This window comes from Bradyrhizobium sp. CCGB12 (assembly GCF_024199845.1).
GTDB lineage: Bacteria > Pseudomonadota > Alphaproteobacteria > Rhizobiales > Xanthobacteraceae > Bradyrhizobium.
The window spans coordinates 8,901,341-8,927,769 of sequence record NZ_JANADO010000001.1 but is presented as its reverse complement, the minus strand read 5'-3'; the positions used below and the strand labels follow the sequence as shown (position 1 = coordinate 8,927,769).

The following is a 26,429-nucleotide window of genomic DNA, read 5'->3' as shown; positions in this document are numbered from 1 at the left end:
CCTTCACTGCGATGCCCTCCCCTGTGCCGGGGCGGCGGCCTGGATCGCGAATTTCATCTTGAGAAAGTCCGCCGGCGAGGTCTGGACCTGGCGCATCCAGGCTTCGGCCGCGCCGGCCGTCGTGACATCCTGCGGTGTAACAGTGATCCGCTTGCCGCCTTTCTGCTTGGGATCAACCCGCATTTCGTCGGCTTTCAGATCGGGCGGCGCGGCGGCGTTCTGCTCCTGCTTGCGGCGTTTCTCCTCCTGCGCATCCAGCGCCGCCTGCACGATGGCGCGATTGGTCTTCGCGGCGGCATTGCCGGGCTCCGCCTTCAACACCTCGTCATAGATCTTGAGCGCCTTCTCATAGGCATGGTTCTGCGCCTGCGCATTGCCGAGCGCGAATTTTCCCTCGAGCGTATCGACGCGCGAGAATTCCTCGGCCGCGGCAATGAAGTCATAGGCACGGTAGGCCGAGATGCCGCGCCACATCGGATCGGCGAACAGCGTTTTCGCGGCTTGATAATCGCCTCGATCGAACGCGAGCCGTCCCTGCTGATCCGGCGTCAGCCACAAGCTGGCGAGCCGCGATGTCTCTTCGGCTCTCGACGGACCAACCTGGAAAGTGATGCAGAGGGCGAGGACCCACGCCACCGTCGTGCCGCGCCGGAACCAGAGCAGGCTCAACAGCGCCAGCAGCGGCAGCAGCCAATACCCCTCATCCCGCCATTGCGTGCCGAACGCGTCGCCCTGGGCTGCCTGGAAGCGCGTTTCGATCCGGCGCTCGAGCCGCGCGATATCTGCGCCGTCGATACTGACCCGGATGACGTCCGCGCCACCCGGCATCGCTGACACATCGGCGCTCACCGCTAGGATGACGAGGTTGTTGCGCCCGGCCGCCTGCCGCACCGTCGCCGCATCCGCAGCGCCAAGATCGTCGGCGACCAGCAGAATGGTGCCGGCGACGGGCTCCGTGGCGAGCGCGACCGCGGCCAGCGCGATTGCGCTGGCAACATTCTTCCCGTCCGCTGGCATCAGCCCCGGGGTAAGCGCGGCCAGGAACGGCTCGATCACGAAGCGGTCGTCGGTCGGTGGCATCACCAGATGTGCGGTGCCGGCATAGGCGACGAGCCCGGTCCTGGCGCCCGTGCGGGCCGCAAGCAGATCCCGGATCTTCTGCTTGGCGCGTTCGAGCCGCGAGGGAGCGACATCCGTCCCGCTCATCGACGAGCCGACCGCGAGCGCGATCATCAGCGGCGCCTTGTCCTCGACAAAGGGCGGCAGCTCACGCCGCCAGGTCGGTCCGGACAACGCGACAACGCCCGTCATCATGGCGAACGCCACCAGATAGAGCGGATTGATGTGGCGTCCGCGCTGCGGCCGCACGGTCAGGTGAGTCAGGAGATGGGGCGCGATCACCCTGCCCCATTGCGCGCCCACGCTTTGCCGTCGAAGCAGGACGATGAACACGACGGCAAGTGGGATCAGCGCGAGCAGCCAGAGCGGGCGCAAGAGATGGAAGGGCATCGCGGCCGCGTCATGCACGGCTCACGCTCCTCATCCGGCGCCACTCGCTCCCGAGCAGAAGCGCGAGCCACAGCAGCAGGCCTAACATGACGGCGCCACCAAGTGGCCATTGAAACAGCGGTAACTTCGGCCGCCACGACTGGGTCTCCAATTTTGCCGGCGCCAGCCGGTCGATGTCGACATAGATCGCCTGGAGCTCGGCGCCATCCTCGGCCCTGAAGAAGTGCCCGCCGGTGGTGCTGGCGACCCGTTGCAGAGCGCCGAGATCGACGCGGTTCTCGCCGGAGGCAGCGGGATCGCCGACGCCGATCGTGTAGACGGTAACGTCGTTCTGGTGGGCGATGTCGGCGGCGTGCTCGGGCGGCACGCGGCTCGCGGTGTCGTTGCCGTCGGTCAGGAGGACGAGCAGCTTCTGCTTCGCCGTACTGGCCGCGAATGTCTTGATGGCAAGCCCAATGGTGTCACCGATCGCCGTCTGCTGGCCGGCCATGCCGACCGCAGCCTGATCGAGCAGTTGCTGCGCCGTCCGAAGGTCCTGGGTGAATGGCACTTGCACATAAGCCTTCGTGCCGAACAGGAGCAAGGCGACACGATCACCTCTGCGGCGCGCAATGAAATCCCCGATCACGCGCTTGACGCCGTCGAGGCGAGTGAGCATTGCACCGTCGGGCGCCTTGAAGTCGCGCTGATCCATCGACCCCGATATGTCGATGGCCAGGATCAGGTCACGCGCGGACACGTCGCGCGTCACGGCATCGCCGACCCATTGCGGCCGGGCCAGTGCTGCGACTAGCAATACCCAGATCACCGCTGCTACGATCATCTGCACCGCACGGCGCTCCAGGATGACCGCGCCCCGCTCCGGCACCTGTCCGGTCGCCGCCGCCAGGCGCTCGAAGAACGGCACCTGGACCGAGGGCTGTCTCGCCCGGTATGGCGGCAGCAGCCACCACGCCAGGATCGGCAGCGGCAACAGCAGGAACAGCCATGGCCAGGCGAATTCAAGCATGGTGCCCCCTGATCCAGCGGCGGACGAGGCGGAGCAGCGATTGCAATTCGGCACCATCGGGCGGCATCTGCCGATAAGGACCGCTCACGAGCAGCCGGCCGACACCCTGCGAGAATTCCTCGCCGCCGTAGCTGCGATCGAGGAAGGAGAGCCAGGCCGGTCCAACCAGAGGCGCGACCTGTTCGCGGGAAAACGCAGCAAGCGCCGTGCGCCTCACCAGCACGGTCAATTTCGACAGCAGTTCCGGCGATCCGGAATTGCGGGCGTGCTCGATCCGGTAAAGCTCGGCGAGAGCTTCCCGGCGATAGCGGTTGATGCGGCGCAGATGGGTAAAGCGCCACACTGCCGCGCCGATCGCGGCCAGCAGCAGCACGATTGCAAGCCGCGCCTCCCAGGTCTGCGGCCAGAGGCTCACCGCGTGTGGCAACGGGATGTCGATCAGGCCGGCAACGGGATCGGCTTTCAAGGAGGGAGCTTCAGCCAAGGGCCGCCTCCATCGGACTGTGTGCGGCTGTGCGACCATGGCGGGCCGCCAGTCCACCAAGCAGGCGGCGGAGCTGCGCCGCGGTGTCCTCCGCCGCACTGAGCGGCAGCACGGGAATTCCGAGTTCGTGCGTCCAGGCGAAGATGCCTTTCAGGCGATCCTGCGTGGCCTGCGATACGCTCCTGCGGACACTGTCGCGCCCGACATCGAGCCGGATCTGCAATTCGCCGTCGGTCACGGTCATGCTGGCCGAAGGCGGCAGATCGCTTTGCAGGGGATCATGGACCAGCGCTGCGATCACGTCGTTGTGCCGGGCCAGCGCGGTGACTATCTCGCGCGTGGCGTCGTCCACTCCGTCGAAATCGCTGATGACGATCACGACAGCATCATGCGGCGCGCGGCGCCGGGCGCGATCGAGCGCAACGTTGAGCATCGCCGGCGCGGAGACGAGGCCGCGCCCGACACCGAGTGCTTGGTTCTGCGCGACGATGGCGCCGAGGATCTGAAGCACGGTTGCCCGACTGCGGCGCGCCTTCACCTCCACGACGTCGCGATCGCCGAAAACGACGGCGCCGATGCGGTCGCCGACGCCAAGCACCCGCCACGCCCCGATCGCGGCGGCCTCGGCCGCCGTCACCGATTTCATCGCGCGTCGGCTGCCGAAGAACATCGACAGGCGCTGGTCGACAACGATGATCGTTTGCCGGTCGCGCTCCTCGTTGAAGACGCGGATGTGCGGCTTGCGCAGGCGCGCCGTTACCTTCCAGTCGATCGTGCGGACATCGTCGCCGGCGCGATAATCCCTGATCTCCTCGAAGTTCAGGCCACGACCACGCATGCGCGAGGCGAAGCGGCCGGAGAGCAGGCTGTGCACCGGCTGGCGGGGCAGAAACGAGACCTTGCGTCCGCCATATTCGAGCGCGATCAGATCGTCGAGACCGACATAGACACCCGGCAATTTGGCTGATGTCCCGGTCATACCCGCCTCAGGCTGCTGCGACGAGCTCGGTGATCTTGTCGATCACCTGATCGGGTGTGACGCCTTGCGACACTGCCTCGTAGCTGAGGATGATCCGGTGCCGCAGGCAGTCGTGGGCGACGGCGCGGACGTGGTCGGGCGTCACAAAGTCGTATTCGTCGAGCCAGGCGCGGGTACGCGCGCAGCGATCGAGTGCGAGGCTGCCGCGCGGGCTGGCGCCGACCTGGATCCACTTGCTCAAGGGCTCGCCATAGCGACCGGGGAAGCGCGTCGCGTAGATGAGGTCGACCATGTATTTCTGGGCGAGGTCCGACACGAAGATGCCGTCGATCTCGCCGCGCGCATCCAGGACGGCTTGCTGCGGGATCGACGATGGATCGGAGGCATTGTCCTTCGATGCTTGCGCGTTCTCGGCGCGGTTGAGCCTGATGATCTCGCCTTCCGTCGCCTCGTCCGGATAGGTGATGACGACATGCATCAGAAAGCGGTCGAGCTGCGCCTCGGGCAAGGGATACGTTCCTTCCTGCTCGATCGGGTTCTCGGTCGCGAGCACCATGAACAGCGCAGGCATCTTGTAGGTCTTGCCGGCGACCGTGACCTGGCGCTCCTCCATGGCCTCGAGCAGCGCCGACTGCACCTTGGCCGGAGCACGGTTGATCTCGTCGGCGAGCACCAGATTGGCGAAGATCGGGCCCTTCTGAAACTGAAACTGGCCACCCTTGTCGGTCTGAACGTAGATCTCCGCGCCGGTGACGTCCGACGGCAGCAGATCCGGCGTAAACTGTACACGCGACAGATCGGCAGCGAGATGCTTCGCGAGCGTCTTGACCGCGCGTGTCTTGGCAAGTCCGGGCAGGCTCTCGATCAGGAGATTGCCGTTTGCAAGCAGCCCGATCAGCATGCTCTCGACGAGATGGTCCTGGCCGAGCACGGACTTGCCGATGCGCGACTTGAGATCGAGCACGGCGTATCGCGCTGACGAGTGTTTCGGACTTGCCGGCTCTGTCACGGTCTGCGGTCGGTTGATCTGGGGATCAGGCATCGCTGTCCCTCGATGGGAACGATTCCGGCCGCCGGGATGGGCGGCCGGGACGCTGTTTCGCGCCAGCTATTTCGGCGCGGCCTTGTCGAGCGTCTTCATCAACGCATCGACCATCTGGTCAATGCTAAAGCTCGCGGAGCGCTGGCTCGGCGGAAACTCCTTGAACGTCTGAAGGAATGGTGCCACGCGCCAGACGCCATACGAAATCAGATAGCCGTTCTTCCCGAACCAGTCGTAATATTGGTCGGAAACGACGTCGGCCCGCTCGAACGGGTCCATCCGCAGGTTGAAGATCTTCGGCGCTCGCAGGCAGGTGAACGGGTTCGACCAGACCTCGAAGCCACCGGGCTTGCGCTGCTCACAGAATACGATCTTCCAGTCGTTGTAGCGATAGGCGACCATGTCGCCGTCATCGTTAAAATAGAAGAATTCGCTGCGGGCCGATTTCGGCTGTTGTGCCGTTAAATAGGGCAATTGGTTGTAACCATCGAGATGCACCTTGAATGACTTGCCGCCGAGGTCCGTGCCCTTCAGCAGGCGATCCTTGATGTCGGTATCGCCGGCCGCGGCAAGAAGCGTCGGAAACCAGTCGAGGCCGGAGACCATCTCGTTGGAGACTTCACCCGCCTTGATGCGGCCGGGCCAGCGGATCATCGCCGGGACGCGGAACGCACCTTCCCAGTTGGTGTCCTTCTCGCTACGGAACGGCGTCGTCGCGGCGTCCGGCCACGACCACTGATTGGGACCATTGTCGGTAGAGTAGACCACGATGGTGTTGTTGGCGATACCGAGCTCGTCGAGCGTCTTGAGAAGCTTTCCGACGTCGCCATCATGCTCGATCATGCCGTCGGCATATTCGTTGCCTGGCATGCCGCTCTGTCCCTGCATCGAGGCGCGCACATGAGTGAACGCATGCATGCGCGTGGTATTCATCCAGGTAAAGAACGGCTTGTTGGCTCTCGCCTGCCGCTTGATGAAATCGATTGCCGCGTCCGTGGTCTCGTCGTCGACCGTTTCCATTCGCTTGCGGTTCAGCGGCCCCGTATCCTCGATCTTGCCGTCGGCGGACGCCTTCAGCACCCCGCGTGGCGAGTTGCTTTTGACAAAGGCAGCATCGTTCTTGGGGTAATAGGGCCGCTCAGGCTCTTCCTCCGCATTGAGGTGATAGAGGTTGCCGAAGAACTCGTCGAAGCCATGCTTGGTCGGCAGATATTCGTCGCGATCACCCAGATGGTTCTTGCCGAACTGGCCCGTCGCGTAGCCGAGCGGCTTCAGCGCCTGGGCGATGGTGACGTCGCGATCCTGCAAGCCGACGGTCGCGCCGGGGACGCCGACCTTACAAAGGCCAGTGCGCAGGCAGACTTGCCCTGTGATGAAGGTAGACCTGCCGGCGGTGCAGCTGTTCTCCGCGTAGTAGTCGGTGAAGATCATGCCTTCGTTGGCGATGCGATCGATATTCGGAGTCTTGTAGCCGACGAGGCCCCGTGTATAGGCGCTGATGTTGGACTGGCCGACGTCATCGCCGAAGATGACGAGGATGTTGGGCCTGGCCGTGTTCGGCTGCTGCGCGATGGCTGGCGTCGTGACAAAGGGGCTTAAGCTCGTCGCAATCAGCGCCGCGGCGAGCAGGCTACGGAATAGCGACGTTCGGCTGTTCTCGTTTGGATTTGCAGTCGTCTTTGCCTTGTCCTTCACGTCACTTCCCATTTGATACTCCCTACTTTGCAGAAGGTATCGGTGAGCTCGTGTCAGCAGGTATCCGCATCACGCAGCGGAACCCGACGTGACTGGTCGAGGTGTCGATCGGCTCGGCGTGCCTCGCCGCGGGACGGTAGCGTCGGCAGTAATTGGGTGCGCAAAGATGCGAGCCGCCCTTCAATACTTTCCGGGGGATGCGGACGCTTGGTTGACATGGATCAAAGCTCGCCTCCTCTCGACCGCCGCGTGGGTTGCGTGGAATGCAACAGGGCTTTGCAGCGTCCGCATGGTGCTTCGCCGACCACCAGTCGGACGTCCACTCCCAGACATTGCCGATCATGTCGGAGAGGCCGTAGCCGTTCGGCGGGAAAGCCATGACCGGCGAGGTACGCTCGAACCCATCCTCGCCGAGATTCTGGACTGGGAAGCTGCCCTGCCAGATGTTGGCCATGTGCCTGCCGCCCGGCATCAGCGCATCGCCCCAGGCGAACTCGGAATCGTCAAGGCCGCCACGCGCGGCGAACTCCCACTCCGCCTCCGTCGGCAGATCCTTGCCGGCCCAGCGCGCATAGGCGGCCGCGTCGCTATAGGAGACGTGGACGACGGGGTGATCGTCGAGGCCCTTGATGTTGCTGCCGGGACCATAGGGATGGCGCCAGTTGGCGTCCCGCATGAACGACCACCACTGGCTCCAGTCTTGGAGATCTTTGATGCGCGGCAGCGGCGAGAACACCAGCGATCCCGCGTAGAGCATCTCCTTCAGCGCGCCCGGATAATTTTTGGGATCCGGAACGATCTGCGCTTCGGTGACGTGGCCGGTGGCGTTGACGAATTGCTTGAACTGCCTGTTGGTGACCGGCGTGCGATCGATCCAGAAGCCGTCGACGGAGACGCGATGGCTCGGCGCCTCCTCGGGGTAATGGTGATCGGATCCCATGTGGAAGGTCCCGCCGGGAATGAAGACCATATCGCCGGTCTTCAAATCATCCGGCAACCACTCGCAATGACCCGGGTCCGCCCGCAGCATGGTGGAAACTCCGATACGCGCATTCCACCCGGCTTACGCAACGAACTTCGGTAGATACCGAAGACGGAATATTGCCCGGCACTCTGGACGCATTGTCTGGTCCTCTTTCTTGGCGCTTGAGACTCGCGACGAAGGCGCCTCATTGCGTCAACGTCACTTTCCTTTCGCGCGCACGTTTATCACCCCCGTGGAAAAGCCCTGCCGCGTGCGCCCTCCCATACGCAGGCGCATCCGATTGATCTCGCTAAGGTTGTGAACGGTAACCGAAGATTGGCCAGCTGTGATGTGCAGTTTGTGCCAGCACGCCGCACCGATTGGTGAGGCTTAACGACACATCGCGCAAATGCCCAATCCGAAGCGCTCTCTAGCGCATATCGCGCGTCAAATTCGGCGAGCATTTGTCTCAAAACGCGAAGTCGATCTTCGCTCCTCTAGCAGCGATTGGTGCGCTGGCCTCGAACTTTGACACTGGCAACGGGCTGACCGTGGTCGACCTCGTGAATGTCGGCGACGAAGCGAAAGGCTATGCTGTGTCAATCGGCGTTCAAATATTGCAAGCCGAATGACAGGGAGATTTCCGACTACCTACGCCCCAGCGTATATCGAAAACCTTGCGTCCCGCGTATCGGAGCACTCGGCGGATGGCGGCGGCGGTTTGGCGAGCAATTCGCTTCGGAGACCTCCTGGCGGATCTCGAGAGACCTGAGAATCGCGGGCAATCATCGGTCTCCATGTAGTCCGGGCAGCGATCGGAACACCGGGTTGTCGCTGTCAGGCGGCACGCCGCCGGTGCGGCGGACAAACCGTCGATCGTCGTGATTCAGCCGTCAGCGAGCCGGATCACGGCGACGCCGCCAAAAATGCCGACTATCATCGGCTCGACCACGGACAGCGTGAACAGTGCCGCGACGGACCTCGATCGCATTGCCGCCGACGGCCATCATTTCCAGCGTGGCAGCGGAAGCCAGAGGATGGTTTGTCACGGCCATGCCGCGCGGTCGCCGGCGTCTTCTCGCAATCGAACAGCGTGGCGGCCCGTTGTCCCCAGGACATGAGATTGGTCATTCTCAGTAGAGCCTCGTACGGTACCCTTCTTCCATCACCTTCTCGGCCTCTGGGACCGCAATGGCTGCGGTCTGCTCGGCGATGATGCGGCCGAGCGTCGGGAAGCTGTTGCGCTCGACCTGCGCGGCTGGATTCCACAGCTTCGAGCGCATCAGCGCCTTGCCGCAGTGGAAATAGGTCTCCTCGACGTGGATCTTGAGCCCGATGATCGGGACGACATTCTGCACCGCCAGAGGTGTCAGGAGTTCCGCATCCTGCGAGATCTCGGCGCGGCCATTGACGCGCAGGGTCTCGTTGATCCCCGGCACCAGGAAGATCAAGCCGATCCCTGGTGATGTGAGGATGTTGCCAAAGGTATCGACGCGGTTGTTGCCGCGCCGATCAGGGATCAGCAGCGTCTTGTCGTTGAGCACGGCGACGAAGCCCGGCGCGTCGCCGCGCGGGCTGGCATCGGCATGGCCGTTACCGTCGCTGCTGGCGAGGACGAGGAACGGGGACAGCGCGATGAAGTCGCGGCAGAACTTGTCGAGATGATTGAGAACCTTCTTCTCGGCAAGCAGGTTGAGCTGCCCGAAATGGGCACGCAGATCTTCTTGCGTCTTCACCGGCGGCTTGCCGCCTGCACCCCGGCTGTCCATTCGCGAACCTCCCAGTTTGGCGAGTTCCTTCTTCGGATTACCTGGTCTCGATGCCGCACCAACCCGCGGTAAACAGCGCGAGCGCCTTGGTGACGCGCCTGACCGAAGCAAGATCGACGCGCTCGTTGAAGCCGTGTGCACCCTCCATCCTGGCACCGAAACAGAAGGCGGGGACGCCGAAGTCGAGCCCGTAGAAGCGGGCATCGGTCAACGCGGTGGACGAGAAGCTGGTCAGCTTGCGGCCAAACACGTGCTCGTAGACCGGCGCCAGAACGGCTTCGCTCTCCTGAATCTCGGTCGCCTCATAGCCCGGCGACAGGAAGCCGGACCAGACGATCTCCGGCGGGTTGTTGGCGAGGAACGGATGTGAGCCCGCCGCCTTCGCGACGAAATCCAGGATTTCGGCCTGGGCGTCGGCGATCTTCCAGCCCGGCAGGACGCCGATGCGGCAGTCGACATCGCACCAGGCGGGAACGCTGGAGGCCCAGTCTCCGCCCTTGATGATGCCGGGATTGAAGTTGAGGGGATGATCGACCGACTTGAAGGAGGGATGCGTTTTGGCACGCTCGTTCCACTCGGCTTCAAGGCCTTCGAGCTTCTGGATCAGGTGAATGGCGGCCTTGATCGCATTCGAGCCGGTGCCGGCACGCGCGACATGGACGGGTATGCCGCGCACCTTGAGGCGGAACCAGATCACGCCGACCTGGGCGCGCATCAGCTTCTCGTCGGTCGGCTCGGGCAGGATGCAGACATCGGCGCGATAACCGCGCTGGAGCGTCGACAGCGCGCCGAGGCCGGTGCTCTCCTCCTCGATCACGGATTGCAGGTGGATGCGGCCCTTGGACTTGTAGCCGGCTGCCTTGATCGCATCGAGCGCGTAGAGCGCCGAGATGGTGCCAGACTTCATGTCACCGGCGCCGCGGCCATAGAGCCAGCCATCCTCGACCGTCGGCTGGAACGGCGGCCGTTCCCACATGTCGAGCGGGCCTGCCGGCACCACGTCGCAATGCCCCTGCAGGATCAGCGATCGGCCCTCCTCCTTCGCCGGCCGATAGGTGCCGACGACGGAGCGCGCGCGCGTGAAATCGGTCTCCACCGGGCCATAACCCGGCAGCGTCTTCAGATCGTCCTGTCTGATGACCCAGTCGTCGACCTCATAGCCGCGATCCCGCAGCAGCTTTGCGAACATGTCCTGGCACGGCGCTTCCGCCGCGCGCGTGCTCGGGATGGCCGTGAACGCAATGGTCGTGTCGATCTGCTTGTCGAAAGCGGCATCCACGGCGGCCTCGATGCGCTCGCGCGCGCCGGCGGGAAGGGAAAGATCGTCGGTCATGAACTCATCCTTGCTGTCGGAATTCGGCCGGCCGCACTGGCAAAGCCGGGCTGATCGAAGAAGTCGCGGCCCGGGATCGCATCGAGCAGGTCGCGTGTGTACGCTGCTTGCGGTGCGGTGAAGACGCCGGCGGTTGCACCCTCTTCCACGATGCGCCCCTTTTGGAGCACGATGACGCGGTCGGCGATCTCGGCGGCGATCCGCAGGTCGTGGGTGATGAAGATCATCGCGAGCTTCATCTCCTGACGAAGCTCGGCGAGTAGGGCCAACACCTGAGCCTGGACCGAGACGTCGAGCGCCGACACGGCTTCGTCGGCGATGAGCACACGCGGCTTGAGCGCCAGCGCTCGCGCAATGCAGATGCGCTGGCGCTGGCCGCCGGAGAATTCGTGGGGATAACGATCCGCCGCAGCGGCATTGAGGCCGACCCGCACCAGCAGCTTCTTCGCCTGCTCCATCGCCTCGGTGCGCGACGTGCCATAGGCCATCGGCCCACGCGCAATGGCATCGCCGACCTTCTGGCGCGGATCAAGGCTGGCAAACGGATCCTGGAATACGATCTGGAGCTGCTTTCGCGCCTGGCGCAGTGCCTCGCCGCGGAGCTGGCGCAGATCCTGGCCGTTGAAGCGGATCGCACCTCCATCCGGCTCGGTCAGGCGCATGATCATGCGCCCGAGCGTCGACTTGCCGGAACCGGATTCGCCGACGACGGCGAGCGTCTCGCCTTCGTGCAGGATCAACGAAATACCGTCGGCCGCGACGACTTCACGCGGCGGCTGCAACAGGCCGCGCTTGACCCGGAATGTCTTCTCGAGACCAATCACTTCGAGCAGCGGCGCGGGGTGGATCGCCGTGCGCCGGATCTCGTCGAGCCGCGCCTTCGGCACTGCATCGATCAACTCGCGGGTGTAATCCGCCTTGGGTCTTCGCAAAACCTCTTCGACCGTACCTTGCTCCACCACCTTGCCGTGACGCAGCACCACGACGCGGTCGGCAACATCCGCGACGACGCCGAAATCATGGGTGATGAGCAGCACGCCCATGCCGCGGTCGCGACGGAGATCATCGATCAGGCGCAGGATCTGCCGCTGGGTGGTAACGTCAAGCGCGGTGGTCGGCTCGTCCGCGATCAGGAGCGCCGGCCGGTTGGCCATCGCCATCGCGATCATGACGCGCTGGCGTTGGCCGCCGGACAGCTCGAACGGATAGCTCTTCTCGAGCAGCTTGGGATTGGGCAGGCCGACCTGCGTCAGCAGCTGCTGCACGCGTTCGTGCACCTCAGCTGCCGACGGCGTCGGCTTCTGATGCGTGACGATCATCTCCTCGATCTGCTTGCCAACCCGCTTGAGCGGGTTCAGCGAAGACAGCGGCTCCTGGAAGATCATCGCGGCTTCGCCGCCGCGCAGGCGACGCAGCGCCTGCCGGTCGAGCTTGACCGGGTTGTGACCTGCGACGTTCACGACACCGGAGGCGACCGCGACGCTCTTCGGCAGCAGCGACAGCACCGCATGCGCGATCATCGACTTGCCCGAGCCGGACTCGCCGACGAGGCAGACGACTTCGTTCGGCTTGACCTCGAAGGAGACGTTCTCGACGGCGAACGGCCGGTCGCCGCCTTCGGGCAGCGCGATCGAGAGGCCCTCGACCGACAGAACCGGTGACTTGGCTTGCACGGCCTCGGTCATGACCGGCGCCTCGACACACGCGGATTGAGCACGTCGGAAAGGCCTTCGCCGAACAGGTTGATGGCGAGCACCGTGATGAGGATGGCGAGCCCCGGAAACACGCTCATCCACCAGGCATTGCGGATGACGGTGCGCCCCGCTCCGATCATGAATCCCCAGGACATCAGATTGGGATCGCCGAGGCCCATGAAGGACAGCGCACTTTCCAACAGGATTGCAGTGGCGACGGTCAGTGAAGTCACAACGAGGATCGGCGAAATGGCGTTGGGGAGGATATGGCCGAGGACGATGCGCAAGGTGCCCTCGCCCTGGCATAGCGCGGCCTCGACGAACTCTCGGTTACGCAGGCGCAGGAACTCGGCGCGGGTCAGGCGCGCCAGCGGCGGCCAGCTCACCGCGCCGATGGTCAGGATGATCGTGAGCAGCGACGGGTTGAAGGTCGCGACCAGCAGGATCGCGAGCACGAAAGCGGGAATGGTCTGGAACAGCTCCGTCATCCGCATCAGCACCAGATCGACCTTGCCGCCGAAATAACCTGATATCGCGCCGATCGTGACGCCGATCACCATGGCGGCGATCGCCGAAGCGATCCCGATCACGAGCGACACGCGGGCGCCATAGGCAACGCCCGCCGCAACGTCGCGGCCGAGCGTGTCGCCGCCGAGCAGCAAGCCGTCCTCACCGGGCGGTGTGAACGGCGCGCTGACCATTTCCCAAGGCGAGACCGGAAAGACGATAGGCGCGATGAGCGCGATAACGACCACGACCAGCAGCACGACGAGGCCGACCATGCCGCTGGGATGACGCAGGAAGGCGCGAACCGCATCCATCAGGCCGCGCCCGTCGTCATGCGGGGATCGATCAGCTTGTAAATCAGGTCGGTCAGCAAGTTGAGCACGATCACGACGATCGACAGGATCAGAAAGATACCGAGCAGCACGGGATAGTCACGCTGGAGCAAAGCGTCGAAGGTGAGTCGGCCGAGCCCCGGCCAGGCGAATACGGTCTCGATCACGACAGCGCCGCCGACCAGCGCGCCGGCCTGCATGCCGGCCACCGTGACGACAGGCACCAGCGCGTTGCGCAGCATGTGGCCGATGACGATGCTCGGGCCGGACAGGCCCTTGGCGCGCGCGGTCTTGATGAAGTCCTGCTGGGCAACCTCGATGATCGAGGAGCGCATCAGCCGGGCATAGATCGCGAGATAAATCGCCGCCAGCGAGGTTACCGGCATGATCATGTGCTTTGCAATGTCCAGCGCATGCTCCAACGGCGAAAGCTTGACGTTTATGGTCTCATAGCCGAATGGCGGCAGCCAGCCGAGCGTCACGGAGAAGACCAGCACCAGCATCAGCCCGAGCCAGAATACCGGCGTCGCATAGAGCACCAGCGACAGCACGGTGAAGATCGTGTCGAGCAGACTGCCCGCTGTCAGTCCCGCAAGCGCGCCGAGCGTCGTCCCAATCAACAGCGCGAGGCAGAAGGCCGTCACCGTCAACAGCAGCGTCGCCGGGAGCCGTTCCATGATGAGGTCGACCACCGCGCGGCGCTGGCGATAGGAATAACCGAGGTCGAGCCTGACAACGCGACCGAGATAGCTTGCAAGCTGCACGGCATAGGGCTTGTCTAAGCCATATTCTTTCCGCAGATCATCAAGCAGTTTTGGATCCGACGCGCCTGATTGTCCCGCCATGACCTGGGCGGGATCGCCCGGGGCGGCCCGCACCAGCACGAAGTTGAAGGTGGCGATAGCGAGGATGACGGCGACCAGTTGAGCAATCCTGCCCAGTGCCATCAGCCCGATCGTCGCCGCGCTGCCGAGACGGATCACGATTTGTAGACCGTCCCAAAGGTCTCATGCGAACCGATGCCGGTCGACACGATGTTCTTGAACGCCTTGTCGTAGATGATGGGATATTCGAGCTCCAGCGTCCAGGCGACCGGCACCTCCTCGACCAGAATCTGCTGCACCTTGGAATAGAGCTCCTGTCGCTTGGCCTCGTCGAGCGTGACGGCGGCCTCGTCGAACAACTTGTCGACTTCAGGGTTGGAATAGCCCTGGGTGTTCGAGAACAGGATACCCTTCTTGATGTTCGACGACACATAGGTGCGGGAGACGCCGAGCGCGGGATCGCCGAGCTGGTAGAGCAGGTTCTGGGTCATCTCGTAGTCCCAATTGCCGACCTTCTCGGCCCAGCCCGCCATGTCGGTGCCGACCAGGACGAGATCGATACCGACGCGGGCAAAGCTCTGGCGGAAGAATTCGCCGGCGCGCTGGTAGGATTCGCCGTAAGGCGGCACGACATATTTGATCTCGGCGCGCTTGCCGTTGGCGTCGGGCTTCAGCCCCATCTCGTCGAGCAGAGCCTTGGCCTTGTCGATCGAATAGTCGTAACGCTTGACCTTGCCGTCATAGAACTTCGTCTTGGACGAGATCGGACCGGTCGCGACCTTGGCGTTGCCGAAATAGACGCGCTTGGCGAGCGCATCGCGGTCGATCAGGTGCATCACCGCCTGGCGGAAGCGCTTGTCGTTCATCGGCGCGATGCGATTGTTCATCTCCAGCCACTGATGCGGCGCGAAATATTCATAGCCCATAGTGGTGACCTCGAGATTCTTCTGCGCCTTGAAGCGCTGCACATCGAAGAACTCGATATCGGTCCATTGCACGAGCTGCACCGTGCCGTTCTCCAGCGCCAGCGCGCGCGAGGCGGAATCCGGAATGATGCGGTAGATGATCTCGTCGAGATGGGGCTGTTCCTTCAGATAGTAGCCATCGTGGCGCACCAAATGGACATGCGAGCCGCGTACCCATTCCTTCAGCTTGAACGGGCCGGTGCCGATGGCCTTGTCGTTCAGCGGGTTCTTGCGGTAGTCGGTGCCTTCATAGACGTGCTTGGGCACGATCGGCGCCGAGGTGCAGTCGAAGCAGCCGAGGAACGGCGCAAAGGGCTGCTTCAGCTTGAACACGACGGTGAGCGGATCAGGCGCCTCGGCGGAGGCGACGCGCGCAAAATTCTGTCGTGCACGCGGATGCGTCTCCATCAGCACCTTCATGCAGCTGAACACGACGTCCTCGGACGTCATCGGCTTGCCGTCATGGAAGGTGATGTTGGGAAACAACTTGAACGTATATGTCAGTCCGTCGGGCGAGACCTCCCAGGACTGCGCCATGCCGGGCATCGGCTTCAAGTCGGCGCCGTATTTGAGAAGGCTTTCATAGATCTTGCCGCCGAGCGTCAGCGTCGGCTGCTGCTGGTTGAAGGCGGTGACCAGCAGCGGTGGTTCGGGCTGGATGATGGTGTTGAGCGTTCCACCGCGGGTCTGGCCGGCTGCGCGCGTGATGCCGAAGGGAATTGCGGCGCCGGCGGCCAGCATGGCCCGGGTGAATTCGCGTCTGTTCATCGAGCTCTCCGTGGTCGCATATCGACGCGAGATGGACTTCGCCAATGCCTTGCATTCGGTTTCGGCGAATGCCGTAGGCTGAGCGCATTCTTGCCAATCCCCCTGTCCCGCGCTACCTGATTGGGGACAATGATCATCGCGATCGGGCCATATCTGGCCCGGAAGATGCATAAGAGCCTTGCGAAAAGGACCTTGATCAGGGAGTTCACGACACGTGAAAGTCGTAGCGCGGCAAGGTGTCACTGACGAATTGCGCACCGGCAACAAACAGGTGGGCCCGGCGGCGGCTGCAAACTATGCCGGACATCTTCAGACGATCGCGCGGCCCGTCGCCGCGATGACCGCAACCTATCCGAACGAGAGCACCAGCACGCGGCACGCGCATCGGCGCGACCAGTTCATCCTTCAGGTCGCGGGGGTGACGGCGATGCTGACCGAGCGCGGTCATTTCGTCGTTCCACCCGGCCATGGCTTGTGGATTCCGGCCGGCGTGGTGCACCAGTCGCGCGCCTGGGGCGAGGTGGAGGCGCAGACGATCTACGTCACGCCCGATCGCGAACGGGAATCGTCGAACAAGTGCCGCCTGATCCGTGCCTCCCCGCTGGTAGAGGCGTTGATGGACGAGGCAGTGCGTATGCCCGAGATCTACGAGCAGAGCGGACGCGACGGCAAGCTCGTCGAATTCCTGCTGACCGAGATCGCGCGCATGCCGGAGGTCACACTGCATGTGCAGGTGCCGCCGGACCCGCGTCTTGCCGCGATCTGCAAGGCCGTGCTCGGCGACCCCTCCTCGGATCTCACGCTCGACGATTGGGCCGACAAATGCAGCCTCAGCCGGCGGACACTGACGCGGCTGTTCCGCCGCGAGACCGGCCAGAGCTTTTCAGTGTGGCGGCAGCGCGTCCGGCTTCTGGAAGCCCTGGCCCGCCTTGGAGCAGGCGAACCCGTGACTTGCGTCGCGCTGGACGTGGGTTACGACAGCCCGAGCGCTTTTGCCGCCATGTTCAAACGCGAGCTCGGGGCGGCGCCGCGGCACTATCTTCGATGGACCGACCAGGAAGTCGTGCTGCGCTAGGCGCCCGGCCCTTCGCAGAAATGCGCACACCGGTCTCCCGGCATGCGCGCTCCATCATCTGTCCCTGTCCACCCGGTCATGAGGCCGACCGGACAGTTTCAGTCACGCATCCCTACTTTTTGATCAGGGAGCACCGCGACTGCGACAGCGGCTGGAAGGCCTGATCGGCCGGGATCGTGGCCAGCAGCTTGTAGTAATCCCACGGCGCCTTGGATTCTTCCGGCTTTTTCACCTCGAACAAATACATGTCATGGACCATGCGGCCGTCCTCGCGGATCTTGCCGTTCTTGTAGAAGACGTCGTTGACCGGCAGCTCCCGCATCTTCTGCATCACGTCGTCAGTGCGGTCGGTGCCCGCGGCCTGGACAGCCTTGAGGTAATGCAGGACTGATGAATAGGTCCCGGTTTGCAGCATGTTCGGCATGGCATTCATCGTCGCGTAAAAGCGCTTCGCCCATTTCCGCGTGTCGTCGTTCATGTCCCAATAGGAGGCTTCGGTGATCGTCAACCCCTTGGCTTCCCTAAGGCCGAGACCGTGGACGTCATTGATGAAGCCTGCCAGAGCTGCGAGCTTCTGTCCGCCCGAAGTCAGGCCGAATTCCGCCGCCTGCTTGATCGAGTTGATGGTGTCGCCGCCGGCGTTGGCGAGCGCGACAACCTTGGCCTTGGAGCCCTGCGCGGTCAGTAGGACAGAGGCGAAGTCGGCAGTGCCGACAGGATGCTTCGTGCTTCCGAGAACCTTACCGCCGAGGGCCGTCACGACGTCGCCGGTGTCCTTTTCGAGGCCCTGGCCGAATGCGTAGTCGGCCGTCACGAAATACCAGGTGTCGAAACCCTGGCTGACCAGCGCCTTGCCGGTGCTGTTGGCGATGGCAAAGGTGTCATAGGCCCAGTGCGCCACATAGGGACCGCAGACCTCGTTGGTGATCCGCGTCGAGCCCGGCGAACTCAGCGTGATGACCTTTTTCTTCTCCTTGGCAATTTCGAGGACGGCCAGAGCGGGCGAGGAGGACGCAACGTCGAGAATTGCATCGACCTTCTCGGTATCGAACCATTTGCGCGCGGCGTTGGCGGCAATGTCGGGCTTGTTCTGATGATCGGCCGAGACGATCTCGATCGGCATGCCGAGCACCTCGCCGCCGAACTCCTCGACGGCCATCTGCGCGGCGGTGACCGCGCCCTTGCCGGTTATGTCGGCATAAACGCCCGACATGTCCTCGATCAGCCCGATGCGAACGACGCCGTCCGAAACCTTCTCGCTCTGCGCAGCAGCGGGACCGCCGCACAGCAGCAGGCCTACTGCAGCGACCGCCAGATAGCCGAATTCGAATTGTCTCATCGCCCTACCCCTTGTCATCACGTCTTCATGTTGTTGTCAGCGGCCGTCGAGACGGCCGCGATATCACTTGTCGCCGCCCCTGTTCGCGAACGCGGCCAGACCTCGTTTGGCATCCTCGCTGGTGAAAGTGCGCTGGCCGAGCCCGGCCTCGAGGCGGAACGCTTCGGCGAGCGGCAGATCCTGCAGCGTCAGCGCGGCTTCCTTGATGGTCTGGATCGCGACCGGGCTGAGCGCGGCGATCTTTGCCGCGAACTCGTAGGCCAGCGGTTCGACCTTGTCGGCGTCGACAACGTGGTTGACGACGCCCTTGGCCAGCATGTCGTCCGCCGAGAAACGTTGCGCCGTCAGCATGATCTCCATCGCATGCGCGTAGCCGATCTGCCGGACCAGGCGCACCAGCGTGCCGCCCGCCGGGACGAAACCGTGCTTTGGTTCGGGCAGCTGGAACACTGCACTGCGCGCGGCGATGCGGATGTCCGTCGCCAGCATGATCTCAAAGCCGCCACCCATGCACATCCCGCGGACGGCGCTGACGACCGGCTTGTAGAAGCCGGGAAACTTGATGTGAGCTGGATCCCACTCGGAGATATCGAAGCGATCGGACGCCAGCGCCGGAATGGACTCGGTGAGATCCGCACCGACGCAGAACGCCCGCTCGCCGGCTCCCGTCAGCATGACGACGCGAATCCTGTCGTCGTCCTTGATCTCGAAGAACGCGCGGCCGAGATCGTCATACATGGCGAGCGTCAACGCGTTCAGTTTGTCCGGCCGGTTGATCCGGACCGTCGCGATATGGCCGTCCCTGGTGAATTCGATCGACATCAAATCGCTCCCGAAGCCTTGAGGCGAGCCAGCTCTTCTGGCGTCACGTCCGCGAGACGCGCGAGAATTTCGGCATTGTGCTCGCCCGGCAGCGGCGCCTTGTCGAACGATGACGGCTCGCCTCCCGACAGCTTGATCGGCTGGCCGAACATGCCGATCAGCTTGCCCGCAACGGGAACGTTGACGATCATGTTGCGCGCGGCGATATGCGGATCTTCGACCACTTCTGCGATGGTCTTGATCGCACTGAGCGGGATCTTGTCGCCCGCCATCTCCTCGAGCTCCGCCTTGGTGTAGCGGCTGAACCAGCGCTCCAGCAGCGGCTTGACCCTGGTCTCGGCGATGACGCGATCGAAGCGCTTCTCCATGGTGTCGATATCGGGATCCTTGGCGCGCTCGGGTTCGCCGAACAGCGCGCAGGTGATCGCCCAGAACTTGTCAGTGTAGCCGCCGAAGAAGACGTAGCCGTCCTTGCAAGGAAACTGGCCGTAAGGCCGCACAAACGGATGATCGTTTCCGAGCGGCGACGCCACGTCCTTCTCGGCGGTGTAGCGGACCACCGCATTCTCGGTCAGGGTCAGGACGGAATCCTGCTGCGAGACGTCGACGACCTGACCGACGCCTGACGTCTCGGCCTCGCGCAGCGCCGCCAGCGTTCCGATGGCGGCATAGAGCGATGCGGCGAGATCGCCGATGATGGTGCCGACGCGGACCGGCGGCATCTCGGCATAGCCGTTCATCGACCACAATCCGCCCGCCGCCTGGCCGGTATTGTCATAGGCGGGCTTGGACGAGTTCGGACCGGTGCGACCGAAGCCGCTGATGGCGGTGTAGATCAGCTTTGGATTTTCCACGCGTAGCACCTCGTAGCCGAGGCCGAGCTTGTCCATCGTGCCGGGCCGGAAATTCTCGACGAGGATGTCGGCTTTGCGGACCAGCCTCTTCAGCAGCGCTTTGCCGTCCTCGGACTTGAGATTGAGCGTGATCCCCTGCTTGTTGCGGTTGAACTGGGTGAAGAAGGCGCTGAGCTGCTCGTCGCCGACGAAGGGCGGGAACGTTCTGGCATAGTCGGGGTCGCCTGGATGCTCCACCTTGATCACGGTGGCGCCGAGATCGGCCAGCAGCATAGAGCAGAACGGACCCGCGACGACGCGCGTGACGTCGAGAACCACGACGTTCTTGAGAGGGCCGCTGCGCACGGCCAGACCGCCCGTGTTATCTTCTTTGTTCACATCATCCTCCCATCCCCCCGCGAGCGCCTGCCGGCATGGCGCGCAATCTCGCTCAAGGGGGTGAGCACCGAACATACATTTTCGAACCCGTGCGTCGAGGCGACGAAATGCCTGCATGTCATGCAGGCATCGGCACCTCACGAACGCAGCTTCTCCAAAACCTCCTTGGCGCGATCGACGCGCACGTCGTGATCGGCAGCAAGGGCGGCGGCGACCTTTTCGATCTCGTCTCCGGCCGCACCTGCCACGATCGCGATGTTCCGGGCATGCAGCGCCATGTGCCCCTTCTGGATGCCTTCCGTCGCGAGCGCGCGGAGCGCTCCCATGTTCTGGGCCAGGCCGACGGCGACGGTGACCTCCGCGAGTTCCTGCGCGCTCTGCACGCCGAGAATTTTCAACGCGGCCTGCGCGGCGGGATGAGTTTTGGTGGCGCCGCCGACGAGCCCGAGCGCCATCGGCATTTCCAGCGTTCCGACGAGATTGCCCTTGCCGTCAAGTTCCCAGTTGGACAGCGACGTATAACGGCCGGACCGGGACGCCCAGACATGGGCGCCGGCTTCGATCGCGCGCCAGTCATTGCCGGTCGCCACCACGACCGGGTCGATGCCGTTCATGATGCCCTTGTTGTGAGTCGCGGCACGGTAGGGATCGACGATTGCGAAGGCGCAGGCTTCGACGATGCCGCGCGCGACGCGCTCGCCGCTGAATTCGTCAGTGGTCAGCGCGTCCGGCGTCACCGACACCATGGCGCGGGCGACGCGAAGGTCGGCGTAATTCGAGAGAATGCGCAGGCGCACCGTGCCGCCGGTGATCCTTTCGACGATGGGCGCGACCGTTTCAGCCATCGTGTTGACCGTGTTGGCGCCCATGGCATCGCGGACATCGACGATGAGATGTACCGCAAGCATCGGCCCGACCGGCGTCTCCTCGAAGATGTGGACCTCGATGTCTCGGCAGCCACCGCCGAGCGAGATCAGCACCTTGTCCTTGGCATTGGCGGCTTCGATGATCCCCGAACGCTCCCTCAGCACCCGCGCGCGGGCGCCGTGAACATCGGTCACACCCAGCACTTGCACCTGCGCCCGCATGATCGGCCCGGTGCTCGACGTCTGGAAGCCGCCGCATTTGCGGACGATGCGCGCCATGTAGGAGGCAGCAGCGACGACGGAAGGTTCCTCGATCGCCATCGGAACCAGGTAGTCGCGGCCGTTCACATTAAAGTTGGTGGCGATACCGACCGGCAATTCAAACGTGCCGATGACATTCTCGATCATGCCATTGGCGAGCGAGACCGGCAGTGTGCCGGCCTTGAACGCGTTCCTTTCGGTCTCACCAAGCGACGTCGCTTCGGCAACGCGCCCCATCCGATCGGCCGGCGCGAGATTGCGCAGATTCTCCAAGCGCGAGTTGATGTTTCTGGGCTGTATGCCCACCCCGGGTCCGGCCATCGCCGCGCCTCCCAACACAGATTTTTCGGTTGGCGCGACGTTAGGCAGCATCGCACTGCGGTCAAAAGGGACAATCTGAAAATACTGTCCACAACTGTACCCATCGCGGGTACGAAGAGACCCAGCGCCGCTCCGGTAAAAGGCTTGCCGATTATGTGCGGTGTCGCGCATTACGCGCCGGCTTTCCTCCCCATTGAACCGTCCGACAGCATCTGGTTACAGTCAGCAACAGGGTACACTTCTAGAAAACTGTTCCATGCCGTACCCGACAGGAGACATTGCGTGGCGCAAGCGTCCGATCAACGCGACCACAGGGCAACGCTCGCGGGCGGGCTGGCCAATCGACTGCGTACGCAAATCCTGTCGGGCGCGATGGCCGAAGGCAGCCGCCTGCCTTCGATCAGAAAGGCTGCGTCAAAGTTCGGAGTTTCCAAGAACACCGTGGTCGAAGCCTATGACCGGCTTGTGCTTGACCAGCTCATCGCCGCCAAGGCGGGTTCCGGCTTCGTGATCATCTATCGTGGCGACGATGGCGGCCGACCGAGACACGTCTCGGAAGCCGTCGACATCGCATCGCTGCTGAACGCCCAACTCTCACAGAACTTCGATATCCGCGTCGGCGATGGACGGCCGCCCGCGTCTTGGACCGAGCATTCGGAGATCAAGCGTTACCTGAGCAGCAACGGACGGATGCTGCCAGCCGATGCCGACGCCTATGGGTCCGCGCTCGGCTTCCTTCCGCTCAGGCAGCAGATCGCGTTACGTCTGCAAGCGCAGCAGGTTGCGGTCAAGGAAGACAGCCTCCTGCTCACGTTCGGCGCGAACCATGCGCTCGACCTGGTGATCCGAGCGATGCTATCGCCGGGAGACACCGTCCTTGTGGACGAACCCGGCTACTATCCGCTGTTCGCAAAGCTTACGCTGGCACAGATCCGGATTGTCGGCGTTCGCCGCACGCCCGATGGCCCCGATGTCGACGACCTCACGGCGAAGATCGAGACTGACCGCCCAAAGCTGTTCTTCACGCAGTCACTTGGCCATAATCCGACCGGCGGCTCCATCACCCTGCCCGTGGCACATGCCGTGCTCAAGGCCGCGACGCGATCCAATCTCGTGATTGTCGAAGACGATCCGTTCGCCGATCTTCCCATGGGCGCCGCCATCAGGCTGGCGACGCTCGACCAGCTGGATAACGTCATATCGATTGGAACGTTCTCGAAGACACTGTCCGCGAGCCTGCGGTCCGGCTTCATTGCGGCTCGCAGCGACCGCATCGCGACGCTTGCAGAGCTCAAAATGCTCACCACCGTCAACAGCTCTGGCCATGTCGAGCGCCTGCTGCATCGCCTGCTCGTCGATGGCCACTACGACAGGCACCTCAAGAGGCTCGTGCAGCGAACCGAAGCCGCCGCAAGCCGGGTTCAGGCCGATCTGTTACGGGCAGGCCACCGGATCTATTCCGGCGCCAAGGCAGGCTATTACATTTACCTCCTGCTTCCAGAAGACGTGGATGACATGAAGCTCGCGCGCGACGGCGCGAAAGAGAGCATCTTCATCGCACCTGGAAGCCTGTTCTGCCTCGACAAGAACGGCCCGCTCGCCAGAGCCATCCGCATCAACGTCGCCCGAGCGGACAACCCGAAATTCTACGAATTTCTCTCACGTCAACTGTCGATTTAACGACCCCACGGAGCGGTAGCAGCTCAGTTGCCCGCGGGTCGCCCATGGGCAGCTCAAACTGTTGGGCGGGTTAGCGCGCTCACCCGACCTGAACATGCAGCCCACCTCCCGCTGTGTGCTCCACAGCCGCATCGATGCCGTATACTTCTCCCAGCATCGACGACGTGATCACCTCTCCCGGACGGCCGTGGGCAAATAACGCGCCGTCACTCAACACAATGACAGCATCCGCCCATGATGCGGCCGCCTGCAGATCGTGAAGGATCATGATCACGATTGCGCCCGCCTTTGCTTCCCCGCGCACATTGGCGATCACTTGCTGCTGATAGCGCAGATCGAGCGCGCTGGTCGGCTCGTCCAGCAGCAGGAGCCGCGGCCGGCGCACCAGCGCCTGCGCCAGGCTTGCGAGCTGCCGCTGGCCGCCGGAGAGTGTGTCGAACGGCTGAAGCGCGAGGTCGAGTATCTTCAGCCGGTCCAGCGCTTCGAGCGCGCGACGTCGCGCATCACGTCCGTCGCCCGGCGCATCGACGGGAGAAGCGCGGAGCGACGCGATCACAGCCTCGACGACCGAGAGCGACAGCCGCTGGGGCGCGAACTGCGGCATGAAGGCGACCTGGCGCGCGCGCTCGGCGGCCGGAATGTCGAGCAGATTGCGCCCGTCCAAGCGCACACTGCCGCGGGCCGGCAACAGGCCCGCCAGGGCGCGCAGCAGTGTCGTCTTGCCCGCCCCGTTGGGGCCGATCAGCGCTGTAATCCGCCCCTGCTCGATCGGTGGCAGCGACAGCCCCGTCAGCACCTCGCGACCGCGATAGCCTGCCTGCACATTGTCAATCTCGAGCCCGGCCATGGTCAGGCCGCCCGTCGTCGGCTGAAAATCAGCGAGAAGAACACGGGCAGGCCAACCATCGCCGTCACGATCGCGATCGGAATCAGCACGCCGGGAATCTTGGAGGCGACCGAGGCCAGCGACATGATGGCGGCGCCGGTCAGGGCGCTCGCGGGCAGCAGGAGGCGGTGATCCTCCCCCAGCAGCAGACGAGCGATATGCGGGCCGGCCAGCCCGACAAATCCGATCGTGCCGACGAAAGCGATCGCGGTCGAGGTCATCAGGCTGACGCGCAGTAGCGCCATCAGCCGCAGCCGCGCTATCGATGCCGAGACTGCGGGCGCGGTCCTCGCCTAGCCGCAGCGCCATCATCGGCCAGGCCGCACGCTGGGCGAACGGCCAAGTGACGAGACACGCGAGCGCGAGCACGCGCACCTTGTCCCAGCTCGCACGCGACAGGCTGCCCATGGTCCAGAACACCAATTGCTGGAGCGCTTGCTGGCTCGCCAGGAACTGCGTCAGCGCGACCAGCGCGTTGAAGGTGAAGAACAGCGCGATGCCGCAGAGCACGAGGATGTCCGTGCCCGAGCCGCGCCAGCGCACGACGGCTTGCAATACCAGCACGACGATGGTCGCGAACACGAAGGCATTGGCCGAAATCAGCCAGGTCTGCGGCACGCCGGGGATGCCGATGCCGAGCACGATCGCCAGCGCGGCGCCGAACGAGGCGGAGGACGACACGCCCAGCGTGAAGGGGCTCGCGAGCGGATTGTCCAGGATCGTCTGCATCTCGGCGCCCGCCGTGGCGAGTGCGAAGCCGACCAGCACGGCGAGAATCGCCTGCGGCAGACGGACCTCCCAGAGGATCGCGGCCTCGGCTCCCGAGAGCGACTCCGGTCGCAGGATGCCGCCGAGCGCGCCGCCAAGCCCGAGCCGCGAAGGCCCGGTGCCGAGATCGGCAATGAACGCCGCGAGCGCGACCAGGCTGAGCAGCACGAGCCAAATAATCCGGCGCCGCATCGGTGCGCGATAAGCGCTTTCCGTCCGTGCCAGCAGATCGGGCGATGCGTCCCCCTGCCCTCGGCCAGCATGCGGCGCAACGGCGCTCATTTCAGGTCGATCCAGTAGACACCCTGCAGCGGCACCACGAGGAAGCGGGCGTTGAGCTCGGCAATGGTTGCCTCGGGATCGCGAAAAGTCGGGGGTAAAGGTGGTAGCGGGGGAGCGCTACCGCCTTTCCCCACACCAACCAAGCCTAAGCTACCACCTTCGATCCTTCGCATGAGGCAATTCTCATAGTCAGACATCTGCGACGAGCTCTGCAGATTGAAATCATTGCAGATTCTTCGACTGTCAGAATGAGTCTCGGTTGCCACTGTCTTAGCGAGATCGGAAGGCACCGTCCGAGCGCTGTTCGATTGCCCAGCATTGATTAGAGAACGATGGGAAAGAGGGAGAAATGCTTTCCAGTTGGCTCTTGGGGCCTGATACTCAAGAGCTTTGGTTGGCGATGGCTTGGATTCAAGACAGGACCAGCTGCGAGAACAAGTCGATCAGCTACTTTGAGCCAGCCATCGGCGGTTCAGAGGTAGGCTAGGTCGGCGATCAACTTCTGGTTCGGGCTCGAAAGGTACCATATGCGCCCTTGTGGTAGACAAGGGGATTGCACTCGATCTCGGCGCCCGCAAGAACTTCGCCCAATATGATGTCGTGGTCCCCGGCCTTGTGAACAGTCGCGACGCGGCAGCTCATCTGTCCCGCGGCACCCTGCAGCACCGGAAGCCCTTCCGGACTGAACGCGAGGTCGAGCCCGTCAAAGCGATCTCTATGCTGCCCGCCGGTGAAACGGGCGGACAAGTCTGATTGATGCTGGCCAAGGATATTCACGGAGAACAGGCCTCGATTGCGGATTGCGGCGCCGGTCGCGCTGCCCTCGTTGGTGCAAAACAGCAGCATGCAGGGTTTGAGCGAAACTGAGGTCAGCGAGTTGACGGTGGCGCCGAACAACTCGCCTTCGAATTCCGTCGCGACGATCGCGACGCCGGTCGCGAAAGCGCCCATCACCGAACGGAAGCGCAAGGGATCTATTGTCTGCACGTTCCTGTCACCACGGCTTCTCTAAGCGGCGCCGGC

22 protein-coding genes and 1 pseudogene are annotated in these 26,429 nt (G+C 63.7%); 2 read left to right on the top strand and 21 right to left on the bottom strand.

Features of this window, described 5'->3' with window-relative positions; genetic code table 11:
- Window positions 1–3 precede the first annotated feature (3 nt).
- The 13 genes from NLM27_RS41000 to NLM27_RS40935 form a co-directional block, all read right to left on the bottom strand.
- On the bottom strand, window positions 4–1,527 hold the full coding sequence (locus NLM27_RS41000; protein ID WP_254148667.1) for a VWA domain-containing protein: 1,524 nt from the start codon (window positions 1,525–1,527) through the stop codon (window positions 4–6).
- A complete protein-coding gene (locus NLM27_RS40995; RefSeq protein WP_254148666.1) occupies window positions 1,520–2,518 on the bottom strand; it encodes a VWA domain-containing protein in 999 nt (332 codons plus the stop codon). The genes NLM27_RS41000 and NLM27_RS40995 overlap by 8 nt, the downstream gene beginning before the upstream one ends.
- Entirely contained in the window at window positions 2,511–3,002 is a 492-nt protein-coding gene (locus NLM27_RS40990) for a DUF4381 domain-containing protein (RefSeq protein ID WP_254148665.1), read from the bottom strand. Before NLM27_RS40990 ends, NLM27_RS40995 begins: the two co-directional genes overlap by 8 nt.
- Entirely contained in the window at window positions 2,995–3,981 is a 987-nt protein-coding gene (locus NLM27_RS40985) for a DUF58 domain-containing protein (protein WP_254148664.1), read from the bottom strand. The genes NLM27_RS40990 and NLM27_RS40985 overlap by 8 nt, the downstream gene beginning before the upstream one ends.
- 7 nt (window positions 3,982–3,988) lie before the next feature.
- Window positions 3,989–5,023, bottom strand: a complete 1,035-nt coding sequence (locus NLM27_RS40980; protein ID WP_254148663.1) for a MoxR family ATPase — start codon at window positions 5,021–5,023, stop codon at window positions 3,989–3,991.
- Window positions 5,024–5,089: 66 nt separating this feature from the next.
- Window positions 5,090–6,730 (bottom strand): arylsulfatase, encoded by a 1,641-nt coding sequence (locus tag NLM27_RS40975; RefSeq protein ID WP_254148662.1) that lies wholly within the window; start codon window positions 6,728–6,730, stop codon window positions 5,090–5,092.
- A gap of 10 nt (window positions 6,731–6,740) precedes the next feature.
- Window positions 6,741–7,748 carry a formylglycine-generating enzyme family protein gene (locus NLM27_RS40970; RefSeq protein WP_254148661.1) on the bottom strand — a complete coding sequence of 336 codons (1,008 nt, stop codon included), beginning with the start codon at window positions 7,746–7,748 and terminating at the stop codon, window positions 6,741–6,743.
- A 1,067-nt stretch (window positions 7,749–8,815) separates the two neighbouring features.
- On the bottom strand, window positions 8,816–9,451 hold the full coding sequence (locus NLM27_RS40960) for a pyridoxamine 5'-phosphate oxidase family protein (RefSeq protein ID WP_254148660.1): 636 nt from the start codon (window positions 9,449–9,451) through the stop codon (window positions 8,816–8,818).
- 37 nt (window positions 9,452–9,488) lie between these two features.
- Entirely contained in the window at window positions 9,489–10,784 is a 1,296-nt protein-coding gene (locus NLM27_RS40955) for an ArgE/DapE family deacylase (RefSeq protein ID WP_254148659.1), read from the bottom strand.
- A complete protein-coding gene (locus NLM27_RS40950) occupies window positions 10,781–12,469 on the bottom strand; it encodes an ABC transporter ATP-binding protein (protein WP_254148658.1) in 1,689 nt (562 codons plus the stop codon). Before NLM27_RS40950 ends, NLM27_RS40955 begins: the two co-directional genes overlap by 4 nt.
- Window positions 12,466–13,299 (bottom strand): ABC transporter permease, encoded by an 834-nt coding sequence (locus tag NLM27_RS40945; protein ID WP_254148657.1) that lies wholly within the window; start codon window positions 13,297–13,299, stop codon window positions 12,466–12,468. Before NLM27_RS40945 ends, NLM27_RS40950 begins: the two co-directional genes overlap by 4 nt.
- Window positions 13,299–14,300: an ABC transporter permease gene (locus NLM27_RS40940; protein ID WP_254148656.1), complete on the bottom strand. Its 1,002-nt coding sequence runs from the start codon at window positions 14,298–14,300 to the stop codon at window positions 13,299–13,301. The genes NLM27_RS40945 and NLM27_RS40940 overlap by 1 nt, the downstream gene beginning before the upstream one ends.
- Entirely contained in the window at window positions 14,297–15,874 is a 1,578-nt protein-coding gene (locus NLM27_RS40935; protein WP_254148654.1) for an ABC transporter substrate-binding protein, read from the bottom strand. Before NLM27_RS40935 ends, NLM27_RS40940 begins: the two co-directional genes overlap by 4 nt.
- Window positions 15,875–16,088: 214 nt before the next feature.
- On the opposite strand from NLM27_RS40935, the gene NLM27_RS40930 reads away from it, so the two are divergent.
- Complete coding sequence (locus tag NLM27_RS40930; protein ID WP_254148652.1) at window positions 16,089–16,949, top strand: helix-turn-helix domain-containing protein; 861 nt, start codon at window positions 16,089–16,091, stop codon at window positions 16,947–16,949.
- A 112-nt stretch (window positions 16,950–17,061) separates the two neighbouring features.
- Here NLM27_RS40930 and NLM27_RS40925 read toward each other — a convergent pair whose 3' ends face one another.
- The 4 genes from NLM27_RS40925 to NLM27_RS40910 form a co-directional block, all read right to left on the bottom strand.
- Entirely contained in the window at window positions 17,062–18,288 is a 1,227-nt protein-coding gene (locus NLM27_RS40925) for an ABC transporter substrate-binding protein (protein WP_254148651.1), read from the bottom strand.
- Between the two features lie 63 nt (window positions 18,289–18,351).
- Window positions 18,352–19,110, bottom strand: a complete 759-nt coding sequence (locus NLM27_RS40920; protein WP_254148650.1) for an enoyl-CoA hydratase/isomerase family protein — start codon at window positions 19,108–19,110, stop codon at window positions 18,352–18,354.
- Window positions 19,110–20,342, bottom strand: coding sequence for a CaiB/BaiF CoA-transferase family protein (locus NLM27_RS40915; protein WP_254148649.1), 1,233 nt, complete (start codon window positions 20,340–20,342; stop codon window positions 19,110–19,112). Before NLM27_RS40915 ends, NLM27_RS40920 begins: the two co-directional genes overlap by 1 nt.
- Window positions 20,343–20,479: 137 nt before the next feature.
- A complete protein-coding gene (locus NLM27_RS40910) occupies window positions 20,480–21,706 on the bottom strand; it encodes a hydroxymethylglutaryl-CoA reductase, degradative (protein WP_254149052.1) in 1,227 nt (408 codons plus the stop codon).
- A 237-nt stretch (window positions 21,707–21,943) separates the two neighbouring features.
- Here NLM27_RS40910 and NLM27_RS40905 point away from each other — a divergent pair, with 237 nt between their 5' ends.
- Window positions 21,944–23,470 (top strand): PLP-dependent aminotransferase family protein, encoded by a 1,527-nt coding sequence (locus NLM27_RS40905; protein ID WP_256570459.1) that lies wholly within the window; start codon window positions 21,944–21,946, stop codon window positions 23,468–23,470.
- 79 nt (window positions 23,471–23,549) lie between these two features.
- On the opposite strand, the gene NLM27_RS40900 is transcribed toward NLM27_RS40905, so the two are convergent.
- The 4 genes and pseudogenes from NLM27_RS40900 to NLM27_RS40885 form a co-directional block, all read right to left on the bottom strand.
- Complete coding sequence (locus NLM27_RS40900) at window positions 23,550–24,317, bottom strand: ABC transporter ATP-binding protein (protein WP_254148648.1); 768 nt, start codon at window positions 24,315–24,317, stop codon at window positions 23,550–23,552.
- 2 nt (window positions 24,318–24,319) lie between these two features.
- A pseudogene (locus NLM27_RS40895) lies at window positions 24,320–25,316 on the bottom strand (FecCD family ABC transporter permease).
- A gap of 86 nt (window positions 25,317–25,402) precedes the next feature.
- Window positions 25,403–25,579 (bottom strand): hypothetical protein, encoded by a 177-nt coding sequence (locus NLM27_RS40890; RefSeq protein ID WP_254148647.1) that lies wholly within the window; start codon window positions 25,577–25,579, stop codon window positions 25,403–25,405.
- Between the two features lie 322 nt (window positions 25,580–25,901).
- Window positions 25,902–26,393, bottom strand: coding sequence for a flavin reductase family protein (locus NLM27_RS40885; RefSeq protein ID WP_254148646.1), 492 nt, complete (start codon window positions 26,391–26,393; stop codon window positions 25,902–25,904).
- Window positions 26,394–26,429 lie beyond the last annotated feature (36 nt).